Here is a 20,604-nt window from a genome sequence, read left to right as displayed (position 1 = left end):
GACGAGGGCGCCCCCGGCGTCGTGTCGCGTGCCGTGGACGCGCTGCTGGGCGTTGCTCTCTAGTCACCGGGCAGTGGCCGGGTAGCCACCACCCACCGAATGGGCCGCTCCGGAAATCCAGGAGCGGCCCATCAAAGTCCATGGCCCCCGCACCGGCCGGCGCGCTAGACCACCGCCATGAGACCACCCACTCGCTCCAGACGGGCGGCCGTCGCCGCCGCCCTGCTCGGCCTCCTCGCGGTGTTCGCCGGACCCGGCGGCGGCGCCGCGCAGGCCGCCGACGATCCCGCGACCACCGTCGGGGACGTCACCGGCTTCGCCGCCGAAGGCTCCGTCTACCGGCTCACCGCGGGCCGGGCCGAGGCCCGCGTCAGTTTCGTGTCGCAGGAGTCCTTCCGCCTCGAACTCGCCCCCGACGGCGACTTCACCGACCCCACCGGCAAGGACATCGTCCTTCCGCAGGGCGACCCGCCGCGCACCCAGTGGTCCGACAAGGGCGACCGCTACGAACTGCGCACCTCCGAGGTGACGCTGCGCGCCTACAAGTCCCCGCTCCGCTTCGCCCTGTACCGCGCCGACGGCAGCGAGATCTGGGCCGAGTCCAAGGGCCTGAGCTGGACCAAGGACGCCACCACGCAGAGCCTGGCCCGCGGCGCCGACGAGCAGTACTACGGCGCCGGGATGCAGAACGGGCGCGCCAACACCTCGCACCGGGGCACGAAGGTGGAGGTGAGCGTCGACTACAACTGGGACGACGGCGGCCACCCCAACTCCGTGCCCTTCTACCTGTCCTCGAAGGGCTACGGCGTCTTCCGGAACACCTACGCGCCCAACACCTATGACTTCGCCGAGCCGGTGACGGCCACGGCCAAGGAGCGGCGCTTCGACGCCTACTACTTCGCGGGCCGCGCCGACAAGGACGTCAAGGGCGTCATAGGGCAGTACACCAAGCTCACCGGCAAACCCTTCCTGCCGCCCGTCTACGGGATGGAGATCGGGGACGCCGACTGCTACCTCCACAACGCCAACCAGGGCGAACGCCACACCCTCGATGCCCTGAAGGTCGCCGACGAGTACAAGAAGCACGACATGCCGAACGGCTGGATGCTCGTCAACGACGGCTACGGCTGCGGCTACGAAGACCTCGCCGAGACGGCCGAAGGGCTCCAGGACCGCGACATGCAGCTCGGTCTGTGGACCGAGGACGGCATCGACAAGATCGCCGACCAGGTCAGGGCGGGGCAGCGGGTCGCCAAGCTGGACGTGGCCTGGGTCGGCGACGGCTACAAGAAGGCCCTGGACGGCTGCAAGGACGCGTACAAGGGCATCGAGGACAACAGTGGTGCCCGCGGCTTCACCTGGGCCCCCGAGAGCTGGTCGGGCGCCCAGCGCTGCGGGGTGCAGTGGTCGGGGGACCAGAGCGGCAGCTGGGAGTACATCCGCTGGCAGATCCCCACGTACGCGGGCGCGACCATGTCCGGCCTCGCCTACACGACCGGTGACGTGGACGGCATCTTCGGCGGCAGCGCCAAGACGTACGTACGTGATCTCCAGTGGAAGTCCTTCCTGCCGGTCACGATGACGATGGACGGCTGGGCGGCCAGCGACAAGCAGCCCTTCCGCTACGGAGAGCCCTACACCGCCGTCAACCGCACGTACCTCAAGCTGCACGAGGCGCTGCTGCCCTACCTCTACTCGTACGGCCACGAGGCGACGAAGACGGGCGTCGGAGCCGTGCGGCCGCTGGCCCTGGAATATCCCGACGACCCGAAGGCGGCCACGGACGCGGCCAAGTACGAGTTCCTGACGGGCGAGGACTTCCTCGTCGCGCCCGTCTACCAGGACACGACGGTCCGCGACGGCATCTATCTGCCCGAGGGCACCTGGACCGACTACTGGAGCGGCCGTACGTACCAAGGGCCGACGACGGTCGACGGCTACAGCGCGCCCCTCGACACCCTGCCCCTCTTCGTCAAGGCGGGCGCCGCCGTACCGATGTGGCCCGGCGGCATCAGGTCCTACAAGGACCGCACCGCCGGCTCGCCGCTGGCCTGGGACATCTACCCGCAGGGGAAGTCCTCCTTCGAGCTGTACGAGGACGACGGCGTGAGCAGGCAGCACCGCGACGGCAAGTACGCCACCCAGCGCGCCGACGTCGATGCGCCCCGTTCCGGGGCGGGCGACGTGCGGGTGCGTATCGGGGCGAGCAAGGGGGAGTTCAGCGGCAAGCAGACCAGGCGGCCCTACGCGTTCACCCTGCACACCGGTGACGCGCCGGGCCGCGTGGAGCTGGGCGGCGACAAGCTGGCGCGGCTCGCGTCGAAGACGGCGTACGAGAAGGCCGCGCAGGGCTGGTTCTACGACCGGGACGACCGGGGCGGTGTCGTGCGGGTGAAGACGGCGGCGCTGCGCACGGACCGGGCGTTCGAGCTCGCACTGGACGACACGAGCGCGGTCGGCGGCGCCGTGCCCGGCGCGGGCGCCACCCTGAGCGCCCCCGCCGGACAGGAACTCGGGGCGGGGTCGGCGGGCAAGGTCGCCGTCGATGTCACGGCGGGGACGCGGGATGCCACCGGCGTCGACGTCACCCTGGACGTGCCGGAGGGCTGGACCGCGGGCACTGCGCACGCCGGCCGCGTCGAGGCGGGCACCACGCGCCGCGTCGAGGTCGCCGTCACCCCGCCCGCGGACGCCGACCCCGGAGAGAAGACGCTGACGGCGCGGGCCCGCCACCGCTCGGCGGGCCAGGACCGCACCGCGACCCAGCGGATCGCGGTCGACGGCATGCCTCCGGCGCCGACGGCGGACACCTGGGCGAGCGACATGGAGTGGCTCACGTCGGCCAACGGCTACGGCCCCGCCGAACGCGACCGCAGCAACGGCGAGTCGGGCGCCGCGGACGGCCACCCGCTGACCCTGGCCGGGAAGACGTACGAGAAGGGCATCGGCACCCACGCCGACTCCGCGATCGAGGTCTACACGGGCGGGCAGTGCACCAGGCTCACCGCCGACGTGGGCATCGACGACGAGATCAACGGCTACGGAGAGGTGGCCTTCTCGGTCGAGGCCGACGGCAAGGTGCTGTGGACCTCTCCCCGGGTGACGGGCGCCTCGGCGACCGTGCCGGTGGACGTCGACGTGAGCGGGGCCCGGCACGTGCAGCTGAAGGCGACCGACACCAACGGCTCCAAGAGCGGGGACCACGCGGACTGGGCGGCGGCGAGGTTCAGCTGCGCCTAGCCCGGACACCGGGCAGGCAGCAGGACAGGGAGCGGCGCCGGGCGGGAAAGGTCTCCGCCCGGCGCCGCCGTCTTCTTCACGCGACGGCGGTGACCGTCACCTGGTGACCACGATGGCCAGGAGGTACGCCGGGTTGTTCGTGTCGTAGTAGCCGATCACCTTCTGCCCGAAGGCGAACGCTTCCTGGACCTCGTCGTGGGCCTGCTGGCTGGGATTGACGAACACGCGCCAGTCGTTGTCGACGAACAGGTAGAGGGTCGACGCCTGGCCGGGGAGGGGCTGGACGACGTCCCAGAACGACGTCGCGACGTTCGAGGCCAGCGCCTGCGTGGAGATCTGGGGCGCCTGGGCCTGCGGCACCTGCTCCTGGCCGAACTGCTGGAGCAGCTGCTGGAACGGCTGCTGCTGGCCGAGCTGCTGAAGCTGCTGGTGCAGCTGCGGCGGTACCTGCTGCATGCCTTGCTGCCCCTGCATGCCTCCCTGCATGCCCTGCTGCCCGTGGATCCCCGGCTGGCCCTGCATGGGGGACATCCCCTGGCGGCCTGACTGCCGCTGGCCGAACGGCTGCTGCTGGTACTGCTGCTGGTCGCTGGGCTGCTGCCCGAACTGCTGCTGGCCGAACTGCTGCGGAGGCGCGGTGCTCGGGCCCTGCTGCTGGCCCTGCTGGGGGCCGAACTGCTGCTGGCCCGGCTGCTGCTGGCCGAACTGCTGCTGAGGTCCGTACTGCTGGCCTTGCTGCTGCATGGGACTCATGTACGGGGTGGTGCTCATGCGGGTGCCACCTTCCCTCAATGGTTGTGGTGCCTCGGGGATGCGCCTGGTGCTCCGGCATCAGGCGGATGCCTCAGCCCGTGACGACCAGGCCGACGACCTCGTCGTCCGAGAACCAGACGCGTACGTCGGGATGCCCGCCCGCGAAGGCGGCGTGCACCGCCTGGCGGATGCCGTCGGACGGGTTGTTCAGGTTGCGCCACTCGCCGGCGACGAAGAGCCGCAGGCGCGGCGGGAGTTCGGGGGGATAGGGGATCAGCTCGTCCCAGTAGCGCTCGGCCTGCCCCGAGCCCACCGCCGACGGCAGGAGGTTCGTGACCGCCGACCTGATGTCGGGGCGGTTGCCGATCCGCTGGGACGCGGGACGGCCCGGCGCGTCCTGCTGCGGCGAGCCCGTCGAGCGCAGCATCGCCCGCGCGCGGTCCGGGGACATCAGCTGCTGGCCCGCGGCCTTCAGCATGCCCTGGAGACAGGCGAGCGCGCCGACGACGACCGGCGAGGCCGACGAGGTGCCGGAGAACGTGTCCGTGTACCAGGCGATCTCCTCGGTGCCGCCCTGCAGATCGCCCGGCTTGTTCCAGGAGCCGCCGGTCGTGGTGGTCTCGCGGCCCCAGCCCTGGGCGTCCACCCGGGCGCCGTAGTTGGAGAAGGCCAGGCGGGAGCGGTCGGGGCCGTGGTCGCGGCCGTGCGTGCCGGGCGGCGGTGCGCCCGCTCCGACCAGGACGGCGCGCGAGGGCCGGTTGGAGGGGTTGAAGGGGTTGCGCCACGACTCGGGGAACTCGTCGGGCCTGCGTTCGTACACCGCGTCGTCCAGGGACTCCGCGCCGTTGCCCGCCGCGCCGACGACGATGACGCCCTTCGCGGTGGCGTGGCGGATGGCCGCGTAGTCGTCGGGCCACCACTCCAGGGCGATGTAGCCCCGCTGGTCGTCGCGCGGTTCGAAGTCGAAGCGCGGGCCGGGGCGGTGCAGTTCGATCAGCACGATGTCGCCGGGGGCAAGCCGCTCCGCCGCCGCGTGGATCGTGGCCGCGGTGCCCAGGGGCTGGAAGGAGGCCGCCGCGGTCGTGGCCTCGGGGGCGATGCCGTTGATGCCCACGTAGTTGCGGTCGCCGCCGATCACGCCGATCACCGCGGTGCCGTGGTTGCGCCAGGCCAGGTCCTGGATCGGGGTGCCGATGACCACGCCGGAGAGCTTGCCGGTCAGGTCCTCGTGTCCCAGCTGCCAGGCGCCCTCGACGTCGATCACCGTGATGCCCTCGCCCGAACCGCCGAGCCGCTGCCACGCCCAGTGCGCGTCCACGCCTTCGGGCGCCGGGCGCAGATAGCCCTGGCGGCCGGTGAAGTCGGGGGTGACGGGGGCGCCTTCCTTGCGGCGCCCCGATTCGCCGACGGCGGGCGAATCGATCGTGGCCGGGACCGCGCCCGGTTTGACGTACGCCGTGTCGATCTCCGGCAGCGCGGCGATCCGTGAGCGCAGCTCCTGCGCCCTGCTCTCGCCGCCGCGCACCCGGTAGAAGAGCGCGAGGTCCGGCACGTCGCCGCCCTCGTCGGTGCCGGTGCGCTCGCGGGCCGCGGCGCGCAGGCGCTCCTCGTTGCCGAACAGCGGCTCCATGGCGAGCTGTTCGTCGCTGAGGAACATGTTCAGGGCCGACACGTCGGAGCCCGCCGCCGAGCGGACGCCCTCGCTCCCGGCGCGCAGCCGGGCCTCGGGCCGTGCGACGACGATCAGCTCCTGCTCGGACGCCCGGTAGGTGAATCCCGCACCGTCGGGCCCCGGGCCGCTGGCTCCCGGTCCCCCTGCCGGCTCTGTCTGGTCGGTCATCGCTCACCGCTCCCTTCGGGTGCCGTGCTGTGCGCTGTGGCCGCGCATCCGGGGCACACCTTGCTACTGCCGGGCGGGCTCGTCCACCCCCTTTGCCCCAACTACGTTTGAAATCAAGGAGTTAAGGGAACCTCGCGCAATTCGTCCGGAAGGCGATGTCACGCCTCATTCCGGCCATACGTCACCGGGGGCAACGCAGTGGAGGGGCGGGCGCAACGCAGTGGGGCGGCATCCTTGCGGATGCCGCCCCATGCGGTGTCGTCGCTCTCGTCAGTCCTCGTGGTCCTCGGAGGAATCAGACGGTCCGGATTCGCCGCCGCTCTTCTCGCCCTGCTCGGGCTCCGGCTCCGGCTCCTGCTCCGCGCCGGGCTCCGGTCCCGGCGGGTCCGTGCGCGGCTGCGGCTTCGGCGGGCGGGTGCGGTCACCGCCGTCCGTGGCGTGCCCGCCGGCCTGCGGCGGACCGCCGCCGTCGCGCCGCCGCAGATAGCGCTCGAACTCGCGGGCGATCGCCTCGCCGCTCGCCTCGGGCAGCTCGGCCGTGTCCCGTGCCTCTTCGAGCGACTGGACGTACTCGGCGACCTCGCTGTCCTCGGCCGCGAGCTGGTCCACGCCCACCTGCCAGGCGCGGGCGTCCTCGGCGAGATCGCCGAGCGGGATCCGCAGGCCGATGAGGTCTTCGAGGCGGTTCAGGAGGGCGAGCGTGGCCTTCGGGTTCGGCGGCTGCGAGACGTAGTGCGGGACGGCCGCCCACAGGCTCACCGCGGGGACGCCCGCGTGCGTGCACGCCTCCTGGAGGATGCCGACGATGCCCGTGGGGCCCTCGTACTTCGTCTCCTCCAGGTCCATCGTGCGGGCCAGGTCCGGGTCGGAGGTGACGCCGCTGACCGGGACGGGGCGGGTGTGCGGGGTGTCGCCGAGCAGCGCCCCCATGATCACCACGAGCTCCACGCCCAGCTCGTGGGCGAAGCCCAGGATCTCGTTGCAGAACGAACGCCAGCGCATCGACGGCTCGATCCCGCGGACCAGGACGAGGTCGCGCGGCTTGTCGCCGCCCACGCGGATCACCGAGAGCCGGGTCGTCGGCCAGGTGATCTTGCGGACGCCGCCTTCCAGGAAGACCGTGGGGCGGTTGACCTGGAAGTCGTAGTAGTCCTCGGCGTCCAGTGCCGCGAAGACCTCGCCCTTCCACTCCTTGTCGAGATGCGCGACCGCGGTGGAGGCGGCGTCGCCGGCGTCGTTCCAGCCCTCGAACGCGGCCACCATGACCGGGTCGACCAGCTCGGGAACTCCCTCGAGCTCGATCACCCAGGCCTCCTTCCGATGTCCTTTACGTACGCCCCAACCTTACGGCGTCCGGCAGGTCCCTCCGCAGCCCCCTTGCGCGGGCCGCGATGAACGGATCACTGCCCCGCCGGAGGTCCGCGCACTCCCTCGGCGGCCCTGCTTCACAGCGTGGAGCGCAGCCACTGCTCCACGCTCGCGATGTGCACCGTCGCCCACGACCTGGCCGCTTCGGCGTCGCGGTCGCGCAGTGCGGCGAGGATCGCCCGGTGCTCGTGCAGGGTCCGGCTGACGGCGTCCTCCTGGGTGAGGCCGCGCCAGACGCGGGCCCGGGTGGTGGGTCCGGACAGGCCGTCCAGGAGCGAGCAGAGCACGGAGTTGCCGGACGACTGGACGATGCCGCGGTGGAACTCCAGGTCGCAGGCGACCAGTTCCTCCACCGAAGGGGCCGCCCCCAGGGCGTCCAGCTGTGCGGTGAGCACGTCGAGTTCGGCCTCGGTGATGCGCACGCTCGCCATGGCCGTGGCGGCCGGTTCCAGGATGCGGCGCACCGCGAGGAACTCCAGGACCGTGTCGTCGCGGTGGAAGTCGACGACGAAGCTCAGGGCTTCGAGCAGCAGCTGCGGGTCCAGGCTCGTGACGTACGTACCGTCGCCCTGGCGTACGTCGAGGATGCGGATCAGCGAGAGGGCGCGCACCGCCTCGCGCAGCGAGTTGCGGGAAAGGCCCAGGTCGGCGGCGAGTTCACTCTCCTTGGGCAGTCGGTCGCCGGGGCGCAGGGCACCGGAGACGATCATGCCCTTGATCTTTTCGATGGCCTCGTCGGTGACAGCCATGGGGACCTCGCCTCGCAAGACAAAAGACATCCGATGTATCGGACGAGTATGGCGCGTCCCGGCGCCGTCGTGCACGTGGTCCAGCGAATACGTACTTCTCTCAGGGCTAAGATTTCCGTACTGGCCGCGGGAGGGCACTGATCGCGGAACGGCACTGATCGCGGGACGGGCGAGAGGGAGGCTACGGCACATGGCCGGGAAGAAGTCGGCGGGGGCCCAGCGGGACGCGGTCGCATCGATCATCGAGGACTGGGCCAGAGAGCGGCCGGAACTCGACACCTCGCCCCTGGAGGTGCTCGCGCGGCTGCACCGCACCTTCCTGCGCTACAACACCCGGCTGACCACGGCCATCGAGCGGCACGGCCTGGCGGTCGCCGGGTTCGACGTGCTGACCGCGCTGCGCAGGGCCGGGGCGCCCTACCGGCTCACGGCGGGCCAGCTCGCCGACTCCGGACTCGTCTCGTCGGCCGGGGTGACCCTGCGCATCGACCGCCTGGAGAAGGACGGCCTGATCGTGCGCGAGCGCGACGCGGAGGACCGCCGCGTCGTCTACTCACGGCTCACCGAAGCGGGTCTGGCCAAGATCGACGAGGTGTTCGCCGAGCATCTCGACAACGAACGCCGGATGCTCGACGGACTCTCCCCGGCCGAATGCCGTCAGCTGGCCCGTCTGATGTCCAAGCTGGAGCGGTCCATCACCGACTCCGACGCACCCGGCGAGACGGAGGCCTGAGCCGTCACGGAGCGGCGGCCTGGGCCTCCGCCTCCGCGCGGTACATCCGGCGCAGCCTGACCACGCCCAGGTCGTGCTGGTAGAGGTTCTCGCGCTGGTCGGCGTCGGCGGGCATCGCCTCCAGCATCACCCGGTCCTGCTCCAGGACCTGCCAGTGGCGCTCCTCGATGAGGGTCTTGTAGAGGAAGCGCCAGGTGTCGCGCTGCCAGCCCTGCACGCGGCGGTAGCGCCAGAAGAAGACACCGGTGCGGTTCTCGTCGACCGGGCAGACCATGCCGACGATCCCGAACGGGCCACCGGGGCCTGCCGACGGCGGGTAGGGAATGGTCAGGTCCACCCAGTCCACGCCGGTGCGGCACAGCTCCACCCAGTCGAAGTTGACGCCCCGCTGGTCGGTCTTCTCGAAGAAGTAGCCGCGGTCGGTCTCCCGGATGCGGAACTTGGCGGTCGTGTCGCCGTCGTACATCGTGTGCGACTCGTGGTGCAGGAAGGCGCCGTGCATCGGGTCGAGGAGGTTCTCCACCGCGAACCGCCACGGGCCGTTCCACTCCGCGTAGCACAGGATCGCGTCGACGTCGGGGTCGGTGAGCGGTTCGGGCAGCGTCAGTCCGGCGGGCTCCGGGTGTTTCTCGTCGCCGAAGTACGCCAGGATCGCGCCGCCGATCTCCCGCACGGGCAGCGACGTGACGAGTTTCTTTCCCTCCAGATTGCAGCCGGGCAGGCCCGGTACGGAGGAGACGGTGCCGTCGGTCTCGATCTCCACGCCGTGGTACCAGCAGGCCACCCGGTCACCGAGGTGCTTTCCCAGGGAGAGCGGGGCGCCGCGGTGCGGACAGCGGTCGGCGAGCATCGACAGGGCGCCGTCGGAACGGCGGAAGAGCAGCCACTGCTCGCCGAGCGCGGTGACCTTGCGCATGGCACCGGGGGCGACGAAGTCCGAGGGGACGACGGGGTGCCACTGGTTGCGCAGCCCGGTGGCGTAGATGTGGTCTGCGGAAGCGGTGGATCCGGCAGGGGTGGTCATCGGGGTCACGCTCCCAGTCGGTTCATCTCGGCGCGGAAGGATTCTTCGGTCCAGGGGGTGCCGTTCGGCGCGTGGACCTGACGGCTGTTCAAGCCGCGTACGACGTCGGAGAGTTCATGGCCCTCCTTGGTGAAGACCTCTTCGAGGGTGGCCGCGAGTTTGTACTCGTAGGGGGTGGGCTCGTGCGTACGGGACTGGTGGACGTCCAGGTACGGCCAGGTGGTGGTCACGGTTGCCTCCGGTGGGGAATCACGGATCGGGGAATCACAGGTCGAGGACGAGACGGCCGGACGCGCAGCGCGAGACGCAGATCATCATCGAGGCGTTCGCCGCGTGCTCGGCCTCGCTGAGCAGGAAGTCGCGGTGGTCGGGCGTGCCGTCGAGCACGCGGGTCTCGCAGCTGCCGCAGATGCCTTCCTGGCAGGAGCTGGTCACGGTCAGGCCCGCGGCCTCGGCCGCCTGGAGCACCGAGGTGTCCTCGCCGACGGAGAGGGTCACGCCGGAGCGGCGGCACTCCACCTCGAACGCGGACTCGTCCCCGGCCCGCTCCACGACGGGCGCGGCGAACCGCTCCACGCGCAGCCGGTCCGCCGGGGCGGCGGCCTCCACGGCGGCCAGCAGGGGCTCGGGGCCGCAGCAGTACACGAGCGTGTCCCCGGGCAGACCGGCGAGCGCCGCGGCGATGTCGATATGGCCGAGCTCGTCCTGCGGGATGAGCGCCAAGTCGCCTTCAAGCGCGCCCAGTTCGTCGGTGAACGCCATCGACCCCCTGGTGCGTCCGCCGTAGACCATGCGCCAGTCGGCTCCGCGCCGCGCGGCCTCGCGGGCCATGGCGAGGAGCGGGGTGATGCCGATGCCGCCCGCGACGAAGAGGTAGCCGGGGGCGTCCTCGAGCGCGAAGTGGTTGCGCGGTTCGGATGCGGTGACCGTCTGGCCGGGCCGCAGCTTGGTGTGCACGTGCCGCGAACCGCCCCGCGACGAGGCCTCGTTGAGGACTCCGATGCGGTACGTGGCCGTGTCCCGCGGATCGCCGCACAGGCTGTACTGGCGTACGTGGCCTCCGGTGTGGAGGTCGAGATGCGCGCCGGGGGTCCAGGCGGGCAGCGGCTTGCCGTCCGGGTGGACGAGTTCGACGGAGAGGACCCCGTCCGCCTCCCAGGTCATACGGCGTACCAGCAGTATGAGTTCACTGTCGGTCATGGTCGGTCCTCCTCACTGGCCGGGGATCTTGACGGGCGGGGTGAACGGGTTCTTCATCGGGCCGAGGCTCGCCAGGTCGACCTCGACGAGGGTCGGCCCGTCGGAGGCGACGGCATGGCTGATCACGGGCTGCGCGTGCTCCTCGGCGGCGATCCGCGCGTACGCGAGGCCGCAGGCCCGGGCGAGGAGTTCGAAGTCGGGTGTGGCGAGGTCGACTCCGGAGCGGCGCTCGCTGTAGCGGTCCTGCATGTTGCGGAGCACTCCGTAGCCGCCGTCGTTGAAGACGACCAGGGTCAGCCGGGGCCGCTCCTGGGCGAGGGTGAGCAGTTCGCCCAGGTGGACGGCGAGGCCGCCGTCACCCGCGAGGACGACCGTGGGTGCGTCGGGCCGGGCGAGCGCCGCGCCGATGCCCATGCCCAGGCCCTGCCCGATGCCGCCGCCGCGCGGGAAGACGTTGTCGCGGGGGTCGTACATCTCCAGGAGCCGGTTGCCCCAGCTGCTGGACGGGATGGTCACGTCGCGGGCCACCACCGCCTCGCGGGGCAGTGCGGCCCGGATGGCGTCGCAGATCGCGGCCTGGGGGCCGATGTTGTCGTGCAGCGTGGCGCGGACGTCCCGGCGGACGGCGGCGACGCGGTGCGTCCAGCTCTCCTCGGCGCGGTGCGCGTGCGGTAGCAGGGCGGCGAGCACGTCGGGGGCGTGACCGTGCAGGGCGTGCCGGGCGGGGTACACCCGGCCGAGGGCGTCGGCGTCGACGTCGATCTGGATGTGCGCCTCGGGGAGCGCGAGTCCGTAGTCGGCGGTCTCGTTGGACCGGAAGTGCGTGCCGATGGTGAGCAGCAGGTCCGCGTCCGTGAGGAGGGCGCGGGCGGCCGGGGTGGTGGCGAAGTTGCCGATGACCTGCGGGTGGTCCTCGGGCACGGAACCCCGCCCGGAGTTGGAGGTGAGCAGCCCCGCGCCGGTGGCGTGCAGCAGCTCGGCCAGCTGGGTGCGGGCGCGGGTGGCTCCGCCGCCGGCCCAGATGAGGGGGCGCCGGGCGGCGGCGAGGAGGGATCGAGCGCCGGTGAGTTCCCCCTCGGCGGGAACCGGGCGGGCGGCGATCCGGGGCGGTTCGGTGCCCGCCGGGGGCGTGCTCGCCGAGTGGTCCGTGTCCTGCTGCTCCGCGTACTGGAGGTCCACCGGCCACTCCACGCTCGCCGGGCCGCCGGGGTCCGTCAGTGCCGCCCGGGCCGCCTCGCGGAGGATCCCGGCGGCCGTGTCGGCGGACGGGATGGTCGCGGCGTACTTGGACACCGCGCCGAGCATGCCCAGCTGGTCCTTGGTCTCGTGGATGAAGCCGCGGCCGCTGCCCAGGAACCCGGACTCGACCTGGCCCGTGACGTGCAGGACGGAGGTGCCCGCGCTCAGCGCCTCGACCAGGGAACCGGCCGCGTTGCCCGCGCCGGTGCCGGTCGAGGTGAGCGCGCAGCCGAGGGAGCCGCGGGCCCGGCCGTAGGCGTCGGCGGCGTTCACGGCGGTCGCCTCGTGCCGCACCGGGACGAAGCGCAGCTCCCGGTCGACGGCCTCCACCAGCGGCAGATTGTGCACGCTGACGATCCCGAAGACCGTGTCGATGCCCAGTTCCCGCAGGACGGCGACGAGGAGATCGCCGCCGGTGGCGTACCGCGTGGGTGGCGTGGTTGGCATGGGTGAGCTCCTCAGAGGATGCCGCGGCCGACGCCGCCGCAGACGTCGATGCTGGTGCCGGTGGTGTACGAGGCGCGGGGCGAGAGCAGCGTGACGATCGCGTACGCGACCTCCTCCGCGCGGCCGAGCCGCCCCAGCGCGATGCCGCGGTCCGCCGCGAGCTGCGTCTGCCACTCCTCGTAGCCGAGGCCCGATTCGGCGGCCGCGTGCCGTCGCGTCCACTGGCCGGTGTCGATCAGGCCCAGGCAGACCGAGTTGACCCGGATGCCGTCCGGCGCGAGCTCCGCGGCCAGGGACTTGGAGAGGTTGAGGATGCCCGCGCGGGCCGCGCTGGTGGTGATGAGGCGGGGCTCGGGCTGCTTGGCGAGCACCGCGTTGACGTTGACGACGCTCGCCGCGTCCGACGCGGCCAGGTGCGGGCGCGCGGCGTGCAGGGGGTTGAGGACCCCGGCGAACTTCAGCTCGAGCTCGTCGCGCCAGTCGTCGGCGGTCGAGTCGTCCAGGCCCTTCATACGGGACTGCCCCGCGTTGTTGACGAGCCCGTCGAGCGAGCCGAAGGTGTCTGCCGCGCGCCGGGTGAACTCCCGTACGGCGTCCGCGTCGCGTACGTCGCACACCCCCGTCAGGAGGCGGTCGCCGCCGCCGAGTCCTGCCGCCGCCTTCGCGAGGCGGTCGGCGTCACGCCCGCAGGTCGCGACGCGCGCGCCCTCGTCGAGCAGGGCGCGGACCGTGGCCAGGCCGACGCCCGAGCTGCCGCCGGTGACCAGGACGGTCCGGTCGGAGAGGCCCAGATCCATAACTAGAAGCTCCGTTGCGTCAGTTCATGGTGAAGCCGCCGTTGACGGCGATCACCTGTCCGGTCAGATAGCGGGATTCCTCGGAGAGGAGGAAGGAGACGAGCCCGACGAGGTCGTCCGGCTGCTGCGGGCGCGAGATGGCCCGGTTGCCCCGGTAGAGCGCATGCCGCTCGGCGGGCACCGTCTCGGTGGCCTCGACCTCGGTGAGTCCGGGCGCCACCGCGTTCGCGGTGATCCCCCTGTCGCCGAGCTCGCGCGCCATCGCCCTGGTCAGGGCGATGACCGCGCCCTTGGACGCGATGTAGTGGGCCAGGCGCGGCGACCCGTACAGGGCCGCGTCCGACGCGATGTTCACGATCCGGCCGGGTGAGGAGAAGAGCGGGTGGAGGGCCTTGGCGACCAGCCACGGGCTGCGGGCGTTGACCGCCATCAGGCGGTCCCACGCCTCGACGTCGATGTCCTGGAACTCCTTGCCGCCGACGCCGTTGGCGAGCGCGGCATTGTTGACCAGTCCGTAGAGAGGCCCCAAGTCACGCACGAACGCGGCGAGTTCGTTAACCGACGCCGGGTCCGCGACGTCACACCGTACGAAGTGCGCGTCCAGGCCCTGCGCGCGCAGATCGGCGGCAGCCTCGCCGCCCCGCACCGCGTCCACCTCGGCGACGACGACCCGGAAGCCGTCCTCGCCGGCCCGGCGGGCCATGGCCAGTCCCAGGCCACGGCCCGCTCCGGTGACGACGACGGTGCGGTCGCCGCTCACGGGTGACGTCTCAGTCACGGGTGACGCCGTGCATCGGCGAGTGCTCGGGGTAGGTGGGGACCTGCGGCTTCTGCGTGCCGATGACGACGCAGAACAGCGCGTCGGTGTCGCCCTCGTTCTTCAGGGAGCGTGCCACGCCCGCCGGGACGACGATCATGTCGCGGTAGCCGAGCGTGCGGTACTCCGCCTCGTCGGCGCCCCGGTGGATGCCCACCTTGACCTGGCCCTCCAGGACGAAGAAGGCCTCCTCGACGTCGTGGTGGGTGTGCTCGGGGCCCTCGGCGCCGGGCGGGAGCAGCATGTTGGAGAAGGTGAAGCCGCCGGAGGGCAGGATGCGGCTGTCGTTCTCGTGGTTGCCGGTCGCGCCGGAGCCGACGTAGCGGATCTGGCCGCGGCGGTACTGCGGGCCCGCCTTCTCCTGGAAGGACAGCGTGCTGAAGTCCGCGACACGGGACTCCTTGGTGGCGATCAGCGAGTCGGTGTACGCGCCGAGGTCGCCGCCGTTGTCGTACTCGGTGGTGGTCAGAGGCATGGCGGGGCTCCTTCTCAGAGGTGCTGGGGGATGGGGTGCTCGGGGATACGGGCGGTGATGCGGAGGTGGGAGAGGACCCAGGCGTTGAAGGCCCCGGGCCGCTCCTGGTTGGCCAGGTGACCGGCGTCCTTGACGATCACGTAGGCGGTCTTGTGCAGGGCGCCGGCGATGGCCTGCGAGGCCTCGACGCCGGTGACCTGGTCCCTGGCGCCGCAGAGGACGAGGGCGGGGGCCGTGATGCCGGGGATCTCGGGGCGCAGATCGGCTCCGGCCATGGACTCGGCGGCGTACGCGTATCCGGGCAGGCGCACGGACGCGGCCATGGTGTCGATGACCCGCCGGACCAGCTGCGGGGGCGCGTCCGGCGAGACCAGCCGGGGCCCGCGCCGCTCGGCGAACGCCTGCGGCCCCAGTTCCGCGAGCTCGGCGGCCCGCTGCCGCATGGCGTCGGCCTTGGCGGGGTCGGTGCCGGAACCGGCGCTGGAGTCCGCGACGATCAGTGAGTCGACGAGTCCGGGGTGCCGGGCCGCGAGCCGCAGGGCGATCACCCCGCCCCACGAGACGCCGAGGACGTGGGCGCTCGCCCCGCGCTCGCGGATGAGACCGGCCGCCGCGTCGGCGAAGCCGTCCAGGTCCAGCGGACCGTCCGGATCGGCGGACTTGGCGTAACCGGGCGCGTCCCAGGCGATGACCCGCATGTACGCGGACAGCTCGGCGAGCTGCGGTGCGAAGGCGGCCGACGAGGAGCCGATGCCGTGCAGGCAGAGCAGCAGCGGCCCGGCATCTCCCGCTTCCTCGACATGGAGGGCGGCGGCGGTCACAGGATCTGGCCCGTCCGCCCGGCGAGGGCCGCGAGGCTGCGCAGCACCGCGTACGGCACGACCTGGCTGGTCGCCGGGTTGGCCGGGTCCGGCAGATGCGCGACCTCGAAGCGGTACGCCCCCTGTGCGCCGGACGCCTCGACGACGTGCCGCGTGTGGTGGGCGCCGGGATCGGCGACGACGCGGACCCGCACGGCGTCCAGGTCGCCGACGGCGAGGGCGACCGAGGCCGCGACGTTCGTCGACTTGGGGAATTTCACGGGGACATCGCGTGCGGTCCCGGCCATCACCTCGACCGGGCCGGTGGCCGTCCGCATCCGGGACAGCAACTCCGCGTCCATCCAGGGCTGTTCGAGCGTGGCGGGCAGCTTCGTGGTGGTGAGCCGCACCTCGTCGAGCGGCCCGAGCGAACGCACCGCCTGGAGCAGGTCGAGCCCGCCGACCGCGCCCCCGGTGAAGTACACCCGGCCGGGTCCCGCGGCCAGGAGCCGTTTGGAGAGCTCCTCGTCGGTGAGGGCGCCGGTCGATGCGATCAGCAGATCGGTCCCGGAGGCAAGGACGCGCTCGCCCCATTCCCGTACGACGCCCTGTCCCGCCGCCTCCACGATGAGGTCGCAGCGCTCCATGGCCTCGTCGAAGGAGACCTGCGGGGCGGGGGCGCTGTCGCCGAGCGGACGGTTGTCGACGAGGCACGTCAACTCGGCGCCGGCTATTTTGTGTTCGGCGAGCGCGGCGCCGACGACACGTCCGATCGCACCCCAGCCGACGATGCCGACCTTGCGTACGGTGCTCATGCCTTGACCTCCGGAGCTTCGGGGCGGGACAGCGGGCCGGGGTCGGGCGCCCCCGCCATGTGGCAGCGGATCTCCTTCGACGGCGGGCCCGCCGTCCCCCACAGGTCGGACAGCTCGGGCACCCGCCGCCAGACGCGCGCGATCCACGCGTCCTCCACGATCTGCGCCACCTCGGAGGTGTATTCGCAGACGAGTCCGGAGGGGTCGGTGAAGTAGGAGAAGGTGTTGTTGCCGGGCCCGTGCCGCCCCGGACCCCACTGCGGGGCGATGCCGTGGTGCCGCAGCCGGCCGAGGCCCCGCATGAAGTGGTCGACCGAACTCATCTCGTACGCCACGTGGTTGAGCGAGGCCCACTCGGCCTGGTTGAAGGCGATGCAGTGGTGGTCGGCGTTGCAGCGCAGGAACGCCATCTGGTGCTCGGACCAGTCGGAGACGCGAAGCCCGAGGACATCGCGGTAGAAGGCCACGGCGGCGTCGATGTCCGCCGTGTTGAGCACCGCGTGCGTCACGCCGACCGGCACGGCGCCGTCCCGGCCGCGCGGCGCGACCGCGTGGACCTCCGCGCTGATCTCGATCAGCCGGTGCTCGGGGTCGGTGAAGCGCAGGCCGTAGCCGCCGCCGACCTGGTCGAGCGGTCCCGGTCCCGCGACCGGTGTGATGCCGTGCGCGAGGAGCCTTCGGGCGGCCTCGTCGACCTCGGCGGGCGTGCCCACCGCGAAGGAGATCCTGCCGAGGCCGATGCGGTCGGCGCGGGTGAGCTGGAGGGCGTGGTGCTCGGCTCCGGTACCGCGCAGCCAGGCGGCGGTGCCGCGCTCGGACTCGACGGTCTCCAGGCCCCAGACCTCCTGGTAGAAGTCGGCGGCCTCGGTGAAGGAGGGGGTGCGCAGCTCGACGGAGCGCAGGGCGCGGAGCCGGGCGATCGGGGGCAAGGGGATGCGGCTTGTGGCGGCAGAGGGTAGGGACATGACCTGCTCCAGAGGTACGGGGGTTCAGTTGGCCCAGGGGAGAGGCGCGTCGGTGACGCCCCAGTACAGGGACTTCTGGCGCTGATAGGCGCGGATGCCGTCGCGGCCCTTCTCGCGGCCGAGACCGCTCTCCTTCGTGCCGCCGAAGGGCGTGGCGATGCTGAACTGCTTGTAGGTGTTGATCCAGACCGTGCCCGCGTCGACGCGCCGCGCTATCCGCCAGGCGGCCCGGTGGTCGCGGGTCCAGATGCCGCACGCCAGGCCGTAGACACTGTCGTTGGCCTGCCGTACGAGGTCGTCCTCGTCGTCGAAGGGCAGCGCGACCAGGACGGGCCCGAAGATCTCCTCCTGGCAGGTCCGCGAGGAGTTGGGCAGCCCGTCGAGAACGGTGGGCAGGTAGTACGCCCCGTCCCGGTACTCCGCGCCCTGCGGCACGCTCCCGCCGCACAGTACCCGGGCGCCTTCCTCGCGGGCGAGATCGACGTACGAGGCGACGGAGTCCCGGTGCTTGTGGTGGACGAGGGGGGCCACCCGGGTGTCCGGGGAGGTTCCGGGACCCACGCGCAACTTCTCGGTCCTGCGCACCAGTTCACCGACGAACTCCTCGTACAGCTCGCGGGCGACGAAGAGCCGTGACCCCGCGATGCAGGACTGTCCGCTGGAGGAGAAGACGCCGAACATCACGCCGGCCAGTGCCTGCTCGACGTCGGCGTCGGCGAGGACGACCGTCGGGGACTTGCCGCCCAGTTCGAGCGAGAGAGGCATCAGCTTCTGCGCGGCGGCGTGCGCGAGCGTCCGGCCCGTGCTGGTGCCTCCGGTGAAGGTGACCTTGCCGACGCGCGGATCGCGGACGATCGCGTCGCCGACGACGCTGCCGCGCCCGGTCAGTACGGACAGCAGGGCGGTGGGCAGGCCGTGTTCGGCCAGGGCGCGGGTGATCAGGCGCCCGAGCGCGAGCGAGACGAGCGGGGTCCACTCGGCGGGCTTGAGCAGGACCGCGTTGCCGCCCGCGAGGGCCGGGGCGAGCTTCTGGGCGTCGCTGGCCACGGGGGAGTTCCAGGGGTTGATCGCGCCGACGACGCCGATCGGTTCGTACACGCTCATCGTCACGTAGTCGCCGCGCGAGGGTGTGATCGCCTCCTCGGCGGTCTCCAGGGCGGCGGCCGTGTAGCGGAAGGTGGCCGCCGCGCTGCCCACCAGGGCGCGGGTCTCGGCGAGCGCCTTGCCCGTGTCGGCGGTCTGGAGGGCGGCGAGGTCGTCCGCGGACTCCTCGATCAGCTCGGCGACGCGGTGCAGGAGCAGGGCGCGCCGGTGGGGCAGGAGGTCGCGCCAGCGCGGGTCGGCGGCGGCTTCGGCCGCCCCCCGTGCCGCTTCGGCGACCTCGTCGGGGGAGACCGCGTGGACGGACGCGAGGACGCGGCCCGTGGCCGGGTCGACGGTGTTGGCCGGGGCGCCCGCGCCGCGTCGCCACTCACCCGCGATGAGTGCTTCGTCGGCTGGGATGCGGAGCATGGAGGCCTCCTGGCGGAACGGGACGGGGCCGAACGGAACGCGACCGCAGGGGACTTGAGGGGCCCGGTGTGCGGCGGACGCCGAACGTTCTTCGGTAAGCGCTAGAAATCTAAGGGCTTAAATATCTGGAGCGCAAGACCCACCCGTCGACGAGCTTCGAGGATTTCCCCTGTGGAGACCCTTGACGTGCTCCGGTGTCGGGGCGGTACAACTTAAGCGCTTAGAAACTTTGCGCTTACTCGCTTCTTGGCTTGAGTTTCCCCAGACTCCGTGGCCGTCGCGTTCCCCCGCTCACCCCGCCCCCTCAGCAGCGGAGTTCCCGCATGACGATCGACGCATCCCCGGACCGCGCGGTCCGGGCCGCCATAGCCGCCCGCTTCGAACGGCTCCCTCTGTGCCGCTGGCACGTCACCGTCCGGCTCATCGTGGGCGCGGTCACCTTCTTCGAGGCCTTCGACCAGCTCCTGATCGCCTACGCCCTGCCCGGACTGCGCCAGGAATGGGACCTCAGCACCTCCGCGGCGACACTGCTCCTGACCGTCGGCTCCATCGGCATGCTGATCGGGGCGCTGCTCTCCGGGCGCCTCGCGGACCGGATCGGCCGGGTGAAGGTCATCGCCCTGTGCGTGGCGCTGTCCAGCGTCGCCAACCTCGCCCTGTCCGTCGCCACGTCGCCCGACGCCTTCATGGCCCTGCGGTTCGTCCAGGGCCTGGCGATCGGGGGAGAGGTGCCGGTGGCGGCGACGTTCATCGCCGAGATCACCCGCAGCCACCAGCGCGGCCGGTTCGTCCTCCTGTACGAGCTGGTGTTCCCGGCGGGGCTCACGGTGGGCGCCCTAGTCGCGGCCTGGGTGGTGCCGATCCTGGGCTGGCGCTGGATGTACGCCCTCGCCGCGCTGCCCGGGCTGCTCTGCATCCTCGTACAGCGCAAGGTGCCCGAGTCGCCGCGGTGGCTCGCGGATCACGGCAGGGCCGAGGAGGCGGGCGTGGTGATGGCCGGGATCGAGCGGGAGGTCGAGCGGATCACGGGGAAACCCCTGCCGCCCGTTCCCGCGGTGCCTTCAGCGGTGCCTTCACAGGCGTTGCCCGTTGCCGCTCCGGGGGAGGCCGCAACCGGTCTGCGCGGCCTGTTCGCCGGGCGCTACCGGCGGCGGACGCTGGTGATCGGCGTGCTCTGGTTCACCGGCTACTTCGTCAACTACGGGATCACGTCCTGGCTCCCGACGATCTACCAGAACCGGTACGACCTCACCCTCTCCGACGCGCTCCTCTATTCGACGGTCACGTCCTGTGCGGGGCTGCTCGGCTGCCTTGTCGCCGCGCTCACGGTCGACGGGCTCGGGCGGCGGAAGGTCATCGCGGGGTGCCTGGGGGGTGCGGCGCTGATGCTGGCGGCGCTTGCGGCCGTCGGCGCGGATACGCCGGTTCAGGTCCTCGTGTGGACCTCGCTGGCTGCGGTCTTCTTCTTCGGCTCCAACATCTGCCTGTACCTGTACACGCCGGAGCTCTTTCCCACGCGGATGCGGGCGCTGGGGAGCAGTGTGGGCGGAGCCATGAACCGGCTCGGGGTGATCCTCGGGCCCATCGTGGTGGGGGTCGTCTATGCGGGCGGGAACGTCTCCACGGTGTTCGTGATGCTGGGGGCGGTTGCGCTGGTGGGGTGTGTGGTGGCCGCGGTGGGGGCGGAGGAGACTGCCGGGCGGCGCTTGGAGGAGGTCTCGCCGTAGGCGCTTTCTCCCCAACCCCGCCCCTTCCCGAAAACCCGCTCGGCGCAGGGGCCTTGTACGTACCGTCATCACCGGCTCCGCCGAGTTCGTCCTCAAACGCCGG

General features: G+C 71.9%; 18 protein-coding genes. 3 read left to right on the top strand and 15 right to left on the bottom strand.

Annotated features, from left to right (window positions below):
• The first annotated feature begins 177 nt into the window (after positions 1 to 177).
• On the top strand, positions 178 to 3,240 hold the full coding sequence (locus ACQKIP_RS16770; RefSeq protein ID WP_427743301.1) for an NPCBM/NEW2 domain-containing protein: 3,063 nt from the start codon (positions 178 to 180) through the stop codon (positions 3,238 to 3,240).
• A 96-nt stretch (positions 3,241 to 3,336) separates the two neighbouring features.
• Here ACQKIP_RS16770 and ACQKIP_RS16765 read toward each other — a convergent pair whose 3' ends face one another.
• From ACQKIP_RS16765 to ACQKIP_RS16750, 4 genes are all read right to left on the bottom strand, one after another.
• Complete coding sequence (locus ACQKIP_RS16765) at positions 3,337 to 4,011, bottom strand: hypothetical protein (RefSeq protein ID WP_365860034.1); 675 nt, start codon at positions 4,009 to 4,011, stop codon at positions 3,337 to 3,339.
• A 73-nt stretch (positions 4,012 to 4,084) separates the two neighbouring features.
• A complete protein-coding gene (locus ACQKIP_RS16760; RefSeq protein ID WP_365860035.1) occupies positions 4,085 to 5,833 on the bottom strand; it encodes a S8 family peptidase in 1,749 nt (582 codons plus the stop codon).
• Between the two features lie 270 nt (positions 5,834 to 6,103).
• Positions 6,104 to 7,138 (bottom strand): PAC2 family protein, encoded by a 1,035-nt coding sequence (locus ACQKIP_RS16755; protein ID WP_365860036.1) that lies wholly within the window; start codon positions 7,136 to 7,138, stop codon positions 6,104 to 6,106.
• A 140-nt stretch (positions 7,139 to 7,278) separates the two neighbouring features.
• Positions 7,279 to 7,950: a FadR/GntR family transcriptional regulator gene (locus tag ACQKIP_RS16750; protein ID WP_365860037.1), complete on the bottom strand. Its 672-nt coding sequence runs from the start codon at positions 7,948 to 7,950 to the stop codon at positions 7,279 to 7,281.
• A 190-nt stretch (positions 7,951 to 8,140) separates the two neighbouring features.
• Between ACQKIP_RS16750 and ACQKIP_RS16745 the strand changes: the two genes are divergently transcribed.
• Positions 8,141 to 8,683: a MarR family winged helix-turn-helix transcriptional regulator gene (locus ACQKIP_RS16745; RefSeq protein WP_365860038.1), complete on the top strand. Its 543-nt coding sequence runs from the start codon at positions 8,141 to 8,143 to the stop codon at positions 8,681 to 8,683.
• A 4-nt stretch (positions 8,684 to 8,687) separates the two neighbouring features.
• On the opposite strand, the gene ACQKIP_RS16740 is transcribed toward ACQKIP_RS16745, so the two are convergent.
• Genes ACQKIP_RS16740 through ACQKIP_RS16690 form a run of 11 tightly spaced genes read right to left on the bottom strand, consistent with a single transcriptional unit; the run spans position 8,688 to position 18,774 of the window.
• Complete coding sequence (locus ACQKIP_RS16740) at positions 8,688 to 9,707, bottom strand: aromatic ring-hydroxylating dioxygenase subunit alpha (RefSeq protein ID WP_365860039.1); 1,020 nt, start codon at positions 9,705 to 9,707, stop codon at positions 8,688 to 8,690.
• A gap of 5 nt (positions 9,708 to 9,712) precedes the next feature.
• Positions 9,713 to 9,937 (bottom strand): recombinase-like helix-turn-helix domain-containing protein, encoded by a 225-nt coding sequence (locus ACQKIP_RS16735; RefSeq protein WP_365860040.1) that lies wholly within the window; start codon positions 9,935 to 9,937, stop codon positions 9,713 to 9,715.
• A 34-nt stretch (positions 9,938 to 9,971) separates the two neighbouring features.
• The gene (locus ACQKIP_RS16730; protein WP_365860041.1) at positions 9,972 to 10,907 is read right to left on the bottom strand and encodes a PDR/VanB family oxidoreductase; all 936 of its coding nucleotides are present in this window, start codon (positions 10,905 to 10,907) and stop codon (positions 9,972 to 9,974) included.
• A 12-nt stretch (positions 10,908 to 10,919) separates the two neighbouring features.
• On the bottom strand, positions 10,920 to 12,593 hold the full coding sequence (locus ACQKIP_RS16725; RefSeq protein ID WP_365860042.1) for a thiamine pyrophosphate-binding protein: 1,674 nt from the start codon (positions 12,591 to 12,593) through the stop codon (positions 10,920 to 10,922).
• 11 nt (positions 12,594 to 12,604) lie between these two features.
• Entirely contained in the window at positions 12,605 to 13,390 is a 786-nt protein-coding gene (locus ACQKIP_RS16720; RefSeq protein ID WP_365860043.1) for an SDR family oxidoreductase, read from the bottom strand.
• Positions 13,391 to 13,409: 19 nt separating this feature from the next.
• Entirely contained in the window at positions 13,410 to 14,168 is a 759-nt protein-coding gene (locus ACQKIP_RS16715) for an SDR family oxidoreductase (RefSeq protein WP_365860044.1), read from the bottom strand.
• Positions 14,161 to 14,682 carry a cupin domain-containing protein gene (locus tag ACQKIP_RS16710; protein ID WP_365860045.1) on the bottom strand — a complete coding sequence of 174 codons (522 nt, stop codon included), beginning with the start codon at positions 14,680 to 14,682 and terminating at the stop codon, positions 14,161 to 14,163. The genes ACQKIP_RS16715 and ACQKIP_RS16710 overlap by 8 nt, the downstream gene beginning before the upstream one ends.
• A 14-nt stretch (positions 14,683 to 14,696) precedes the next feature.
• Positions 14,697 to 15,503, bottom strand: a complete 807-nt coding sequence (locus ACQKIP_RS16705) for an alpha/beta fold hydrolase (RefSeq protein ID WP_365860046.1) — start codon at positions 15,501 to 15,503, stop codon at positions 14,697 to 14,699.
• Positions 15,500 to 16,297 carry an aspartate dehydrogenase domain-containing protein gene (locus ACQKIP_RS16700; protein ID WP_365860047.1) on the bottom strand — a complete coding sequence of 266 codons (798 nt, stop codon included), beginning with the start codon at positions 16,295 to 16,297 and terminating at the stop codon, positions 15,500 to 15,502. Before ACQKIP_RS16700 ends, ACQKIP_RS16705 begins: the two co-directional genes overlap by 4 nt.
• Positions 16,294 to 17,262 carry a VOC family protein gene (locus ACQKIP_RS16695; RefSeq protein ID WP_365860048.1) on the bottom strand — a complete coding sequence of 323 codons (969 nt, stop codon included), beginning with the start codon at positions 17,260 to 17,262 and terminating at the stop codon, positions 16,294 to 16,296. The genes ACQKIP_RS16700 and ACQKIP_RS16695 overlap by 4 nt, the downstream gene beginning before the upstream one ends.
• 24 nt (positions 17,263 to 17,286) lie before the next feature.
• A complete protein-coding gene (locus tag ACQKIP_RS16690; protein WP_365860049.1) occupies positions 17,287 to 18,774 on the bottom strand; it encodes an aldehyde dehydrogenase family protein in 1,488 nt (495 codons plus the stop codon).
• Positions 18,775 to 19,097: 323 nt separating this feature from the next.
• Here ACQKIP_RS16690 and ACQKIP_RS16685 point away from each other — a divergent pair, with 323 nt between their 5' ends.
• On the top strand, positions 19,098 to 20,501 hold the full coding sequence (locus ACQKIP_RS16685) for an MFS transporter (protein WP_365860050.1): 1,404 nt from the start codon (positions 19,098 to 19,100) through the stop codon (positions 20,499 to 20,501).
• Positions 20,502 to 20,604 lie beyond the last annotated feature (103 nt).

The organism is Streptomyces sp. NPDC059900 (assembly GCF_050270335.1).
Lineage (GTDB): Bacteria > Actinomycetota > Actinomycetes > Streptomycetales > Streptomycetaceae > Streptomyces.
This window is presented reverse-complemented; position numbering and strand designations above follow the sequence as displayed.

What these genes read in the sequence shown, in the direction of transcription:
- ACQKIP_RS16765 (WP_365860034.1), bottom strand. Translation starts at nt 4,011, where the DNA reads ATGAGCACCACCCCGTACATGAGTCCCATGCAGCAGCAAGGCCAGCAG.
- ACQKIP_RS16685 (WP_365860050.1), top strand. Translation starts at nt 19,098, where the DNA reads ATGACGATCGACGCATCCCCGGACCGCGCGGTCCGGGCCGCCATAGCC.
- ACQKIP_RS16695 (WP_365860048.1), bottom strand. Translation starts at nt 17,262, where the DNA reads ATGTCCCTACCCTCTGCCGCCACAAGCCGCATCCCCTTGCCCCCGATC.
- ACQKIP_RS16700 (WP_365860047.1), bottom strand. Translation starts at nt 16,297, where the DNA reads ATGAGCACCGTACGCAAGGTCGGCATCGTCGGCTGGGGTGCGATCGGA.
- ACQKIP_RS16750 (WP_365860037.1), bottom strand. Translation starts at nt 7,950, where the DNA reads ATGGCTGTCACCGACGAGGCCATCGAAAAGATCAAGGGCATGATCGTC.
- ACQKIP_RS16730 (WP_365860041.1), bottom strand. Translation starts at nt 10,907, where the DNA reads ATGACCGACAGTGAACTCATACTGCTGGTACGCCGTATGACCTGGGAG.
- ACQKIP_RS16725 (WP_365860042.1), bottom strand. Translation starts at nt 12,593, where the DNA reads ATGCCAACCACGCCACCCACGCGGTACGCCACCGGCGGCGATCTCCTC.
- ACQKIP_RS16690 (WP_365860049.1), bottom strand. Translation starts at nt 18,774, where the DNA reads ATGCTCCGCATCCCAGCCGACGAAGCACTCATCGCGGGTGAGTGGCGA.
- ACQKIP_RS16710 (WP_365860045.1), bottom strand. Translation starts at nt 14,682, where the DNA reads ATGCCTCTGACCACCACCGAGTACGACAACGGCGGCGACCTCGGCGCG.
- ACQKIP_RS16760 (WP_365860035.1), bottom strand. Translation starts at nt 5,833, where the DNA reads ATGACCGACCAGACAGAGCCGGCAGGGGGACCGGGAGCCAGCGGCCCG.
- ACQKIP_RS16770 (WP_427743301.1), top strand. Translation starts at nt 178, where the DNA reads ATGAGACCACCCACTCGCTCCAGACGGGCGGCCGTCGCCGCCGCCCTG.
- ACQKIP_RS16745 (WP_365860038.1), top strand. Translation starts at nt 8,141, where the DNA reads ATGGCCGGGAAGAAGTCGGCGGGGGCCCAGCGGGACGCGGTCGCATCG.
- ACQKIP_RS16740 (WP_365860039.1), bottom strand. Translation starts at nt 9,707, where the DNA reads ATGACCACCCCTGCCGGATCCACCGCTTCCGCAGACCACATCTACGCC.
- ACQKIP_RS16720 (WP_365860043.1), bottom strand. Translation starts at nt 13,390, where the DNA reads ATGGATCTGGGCCTCTCCGACCGGACCGTCCTGGTCACCGGCGGCAGC.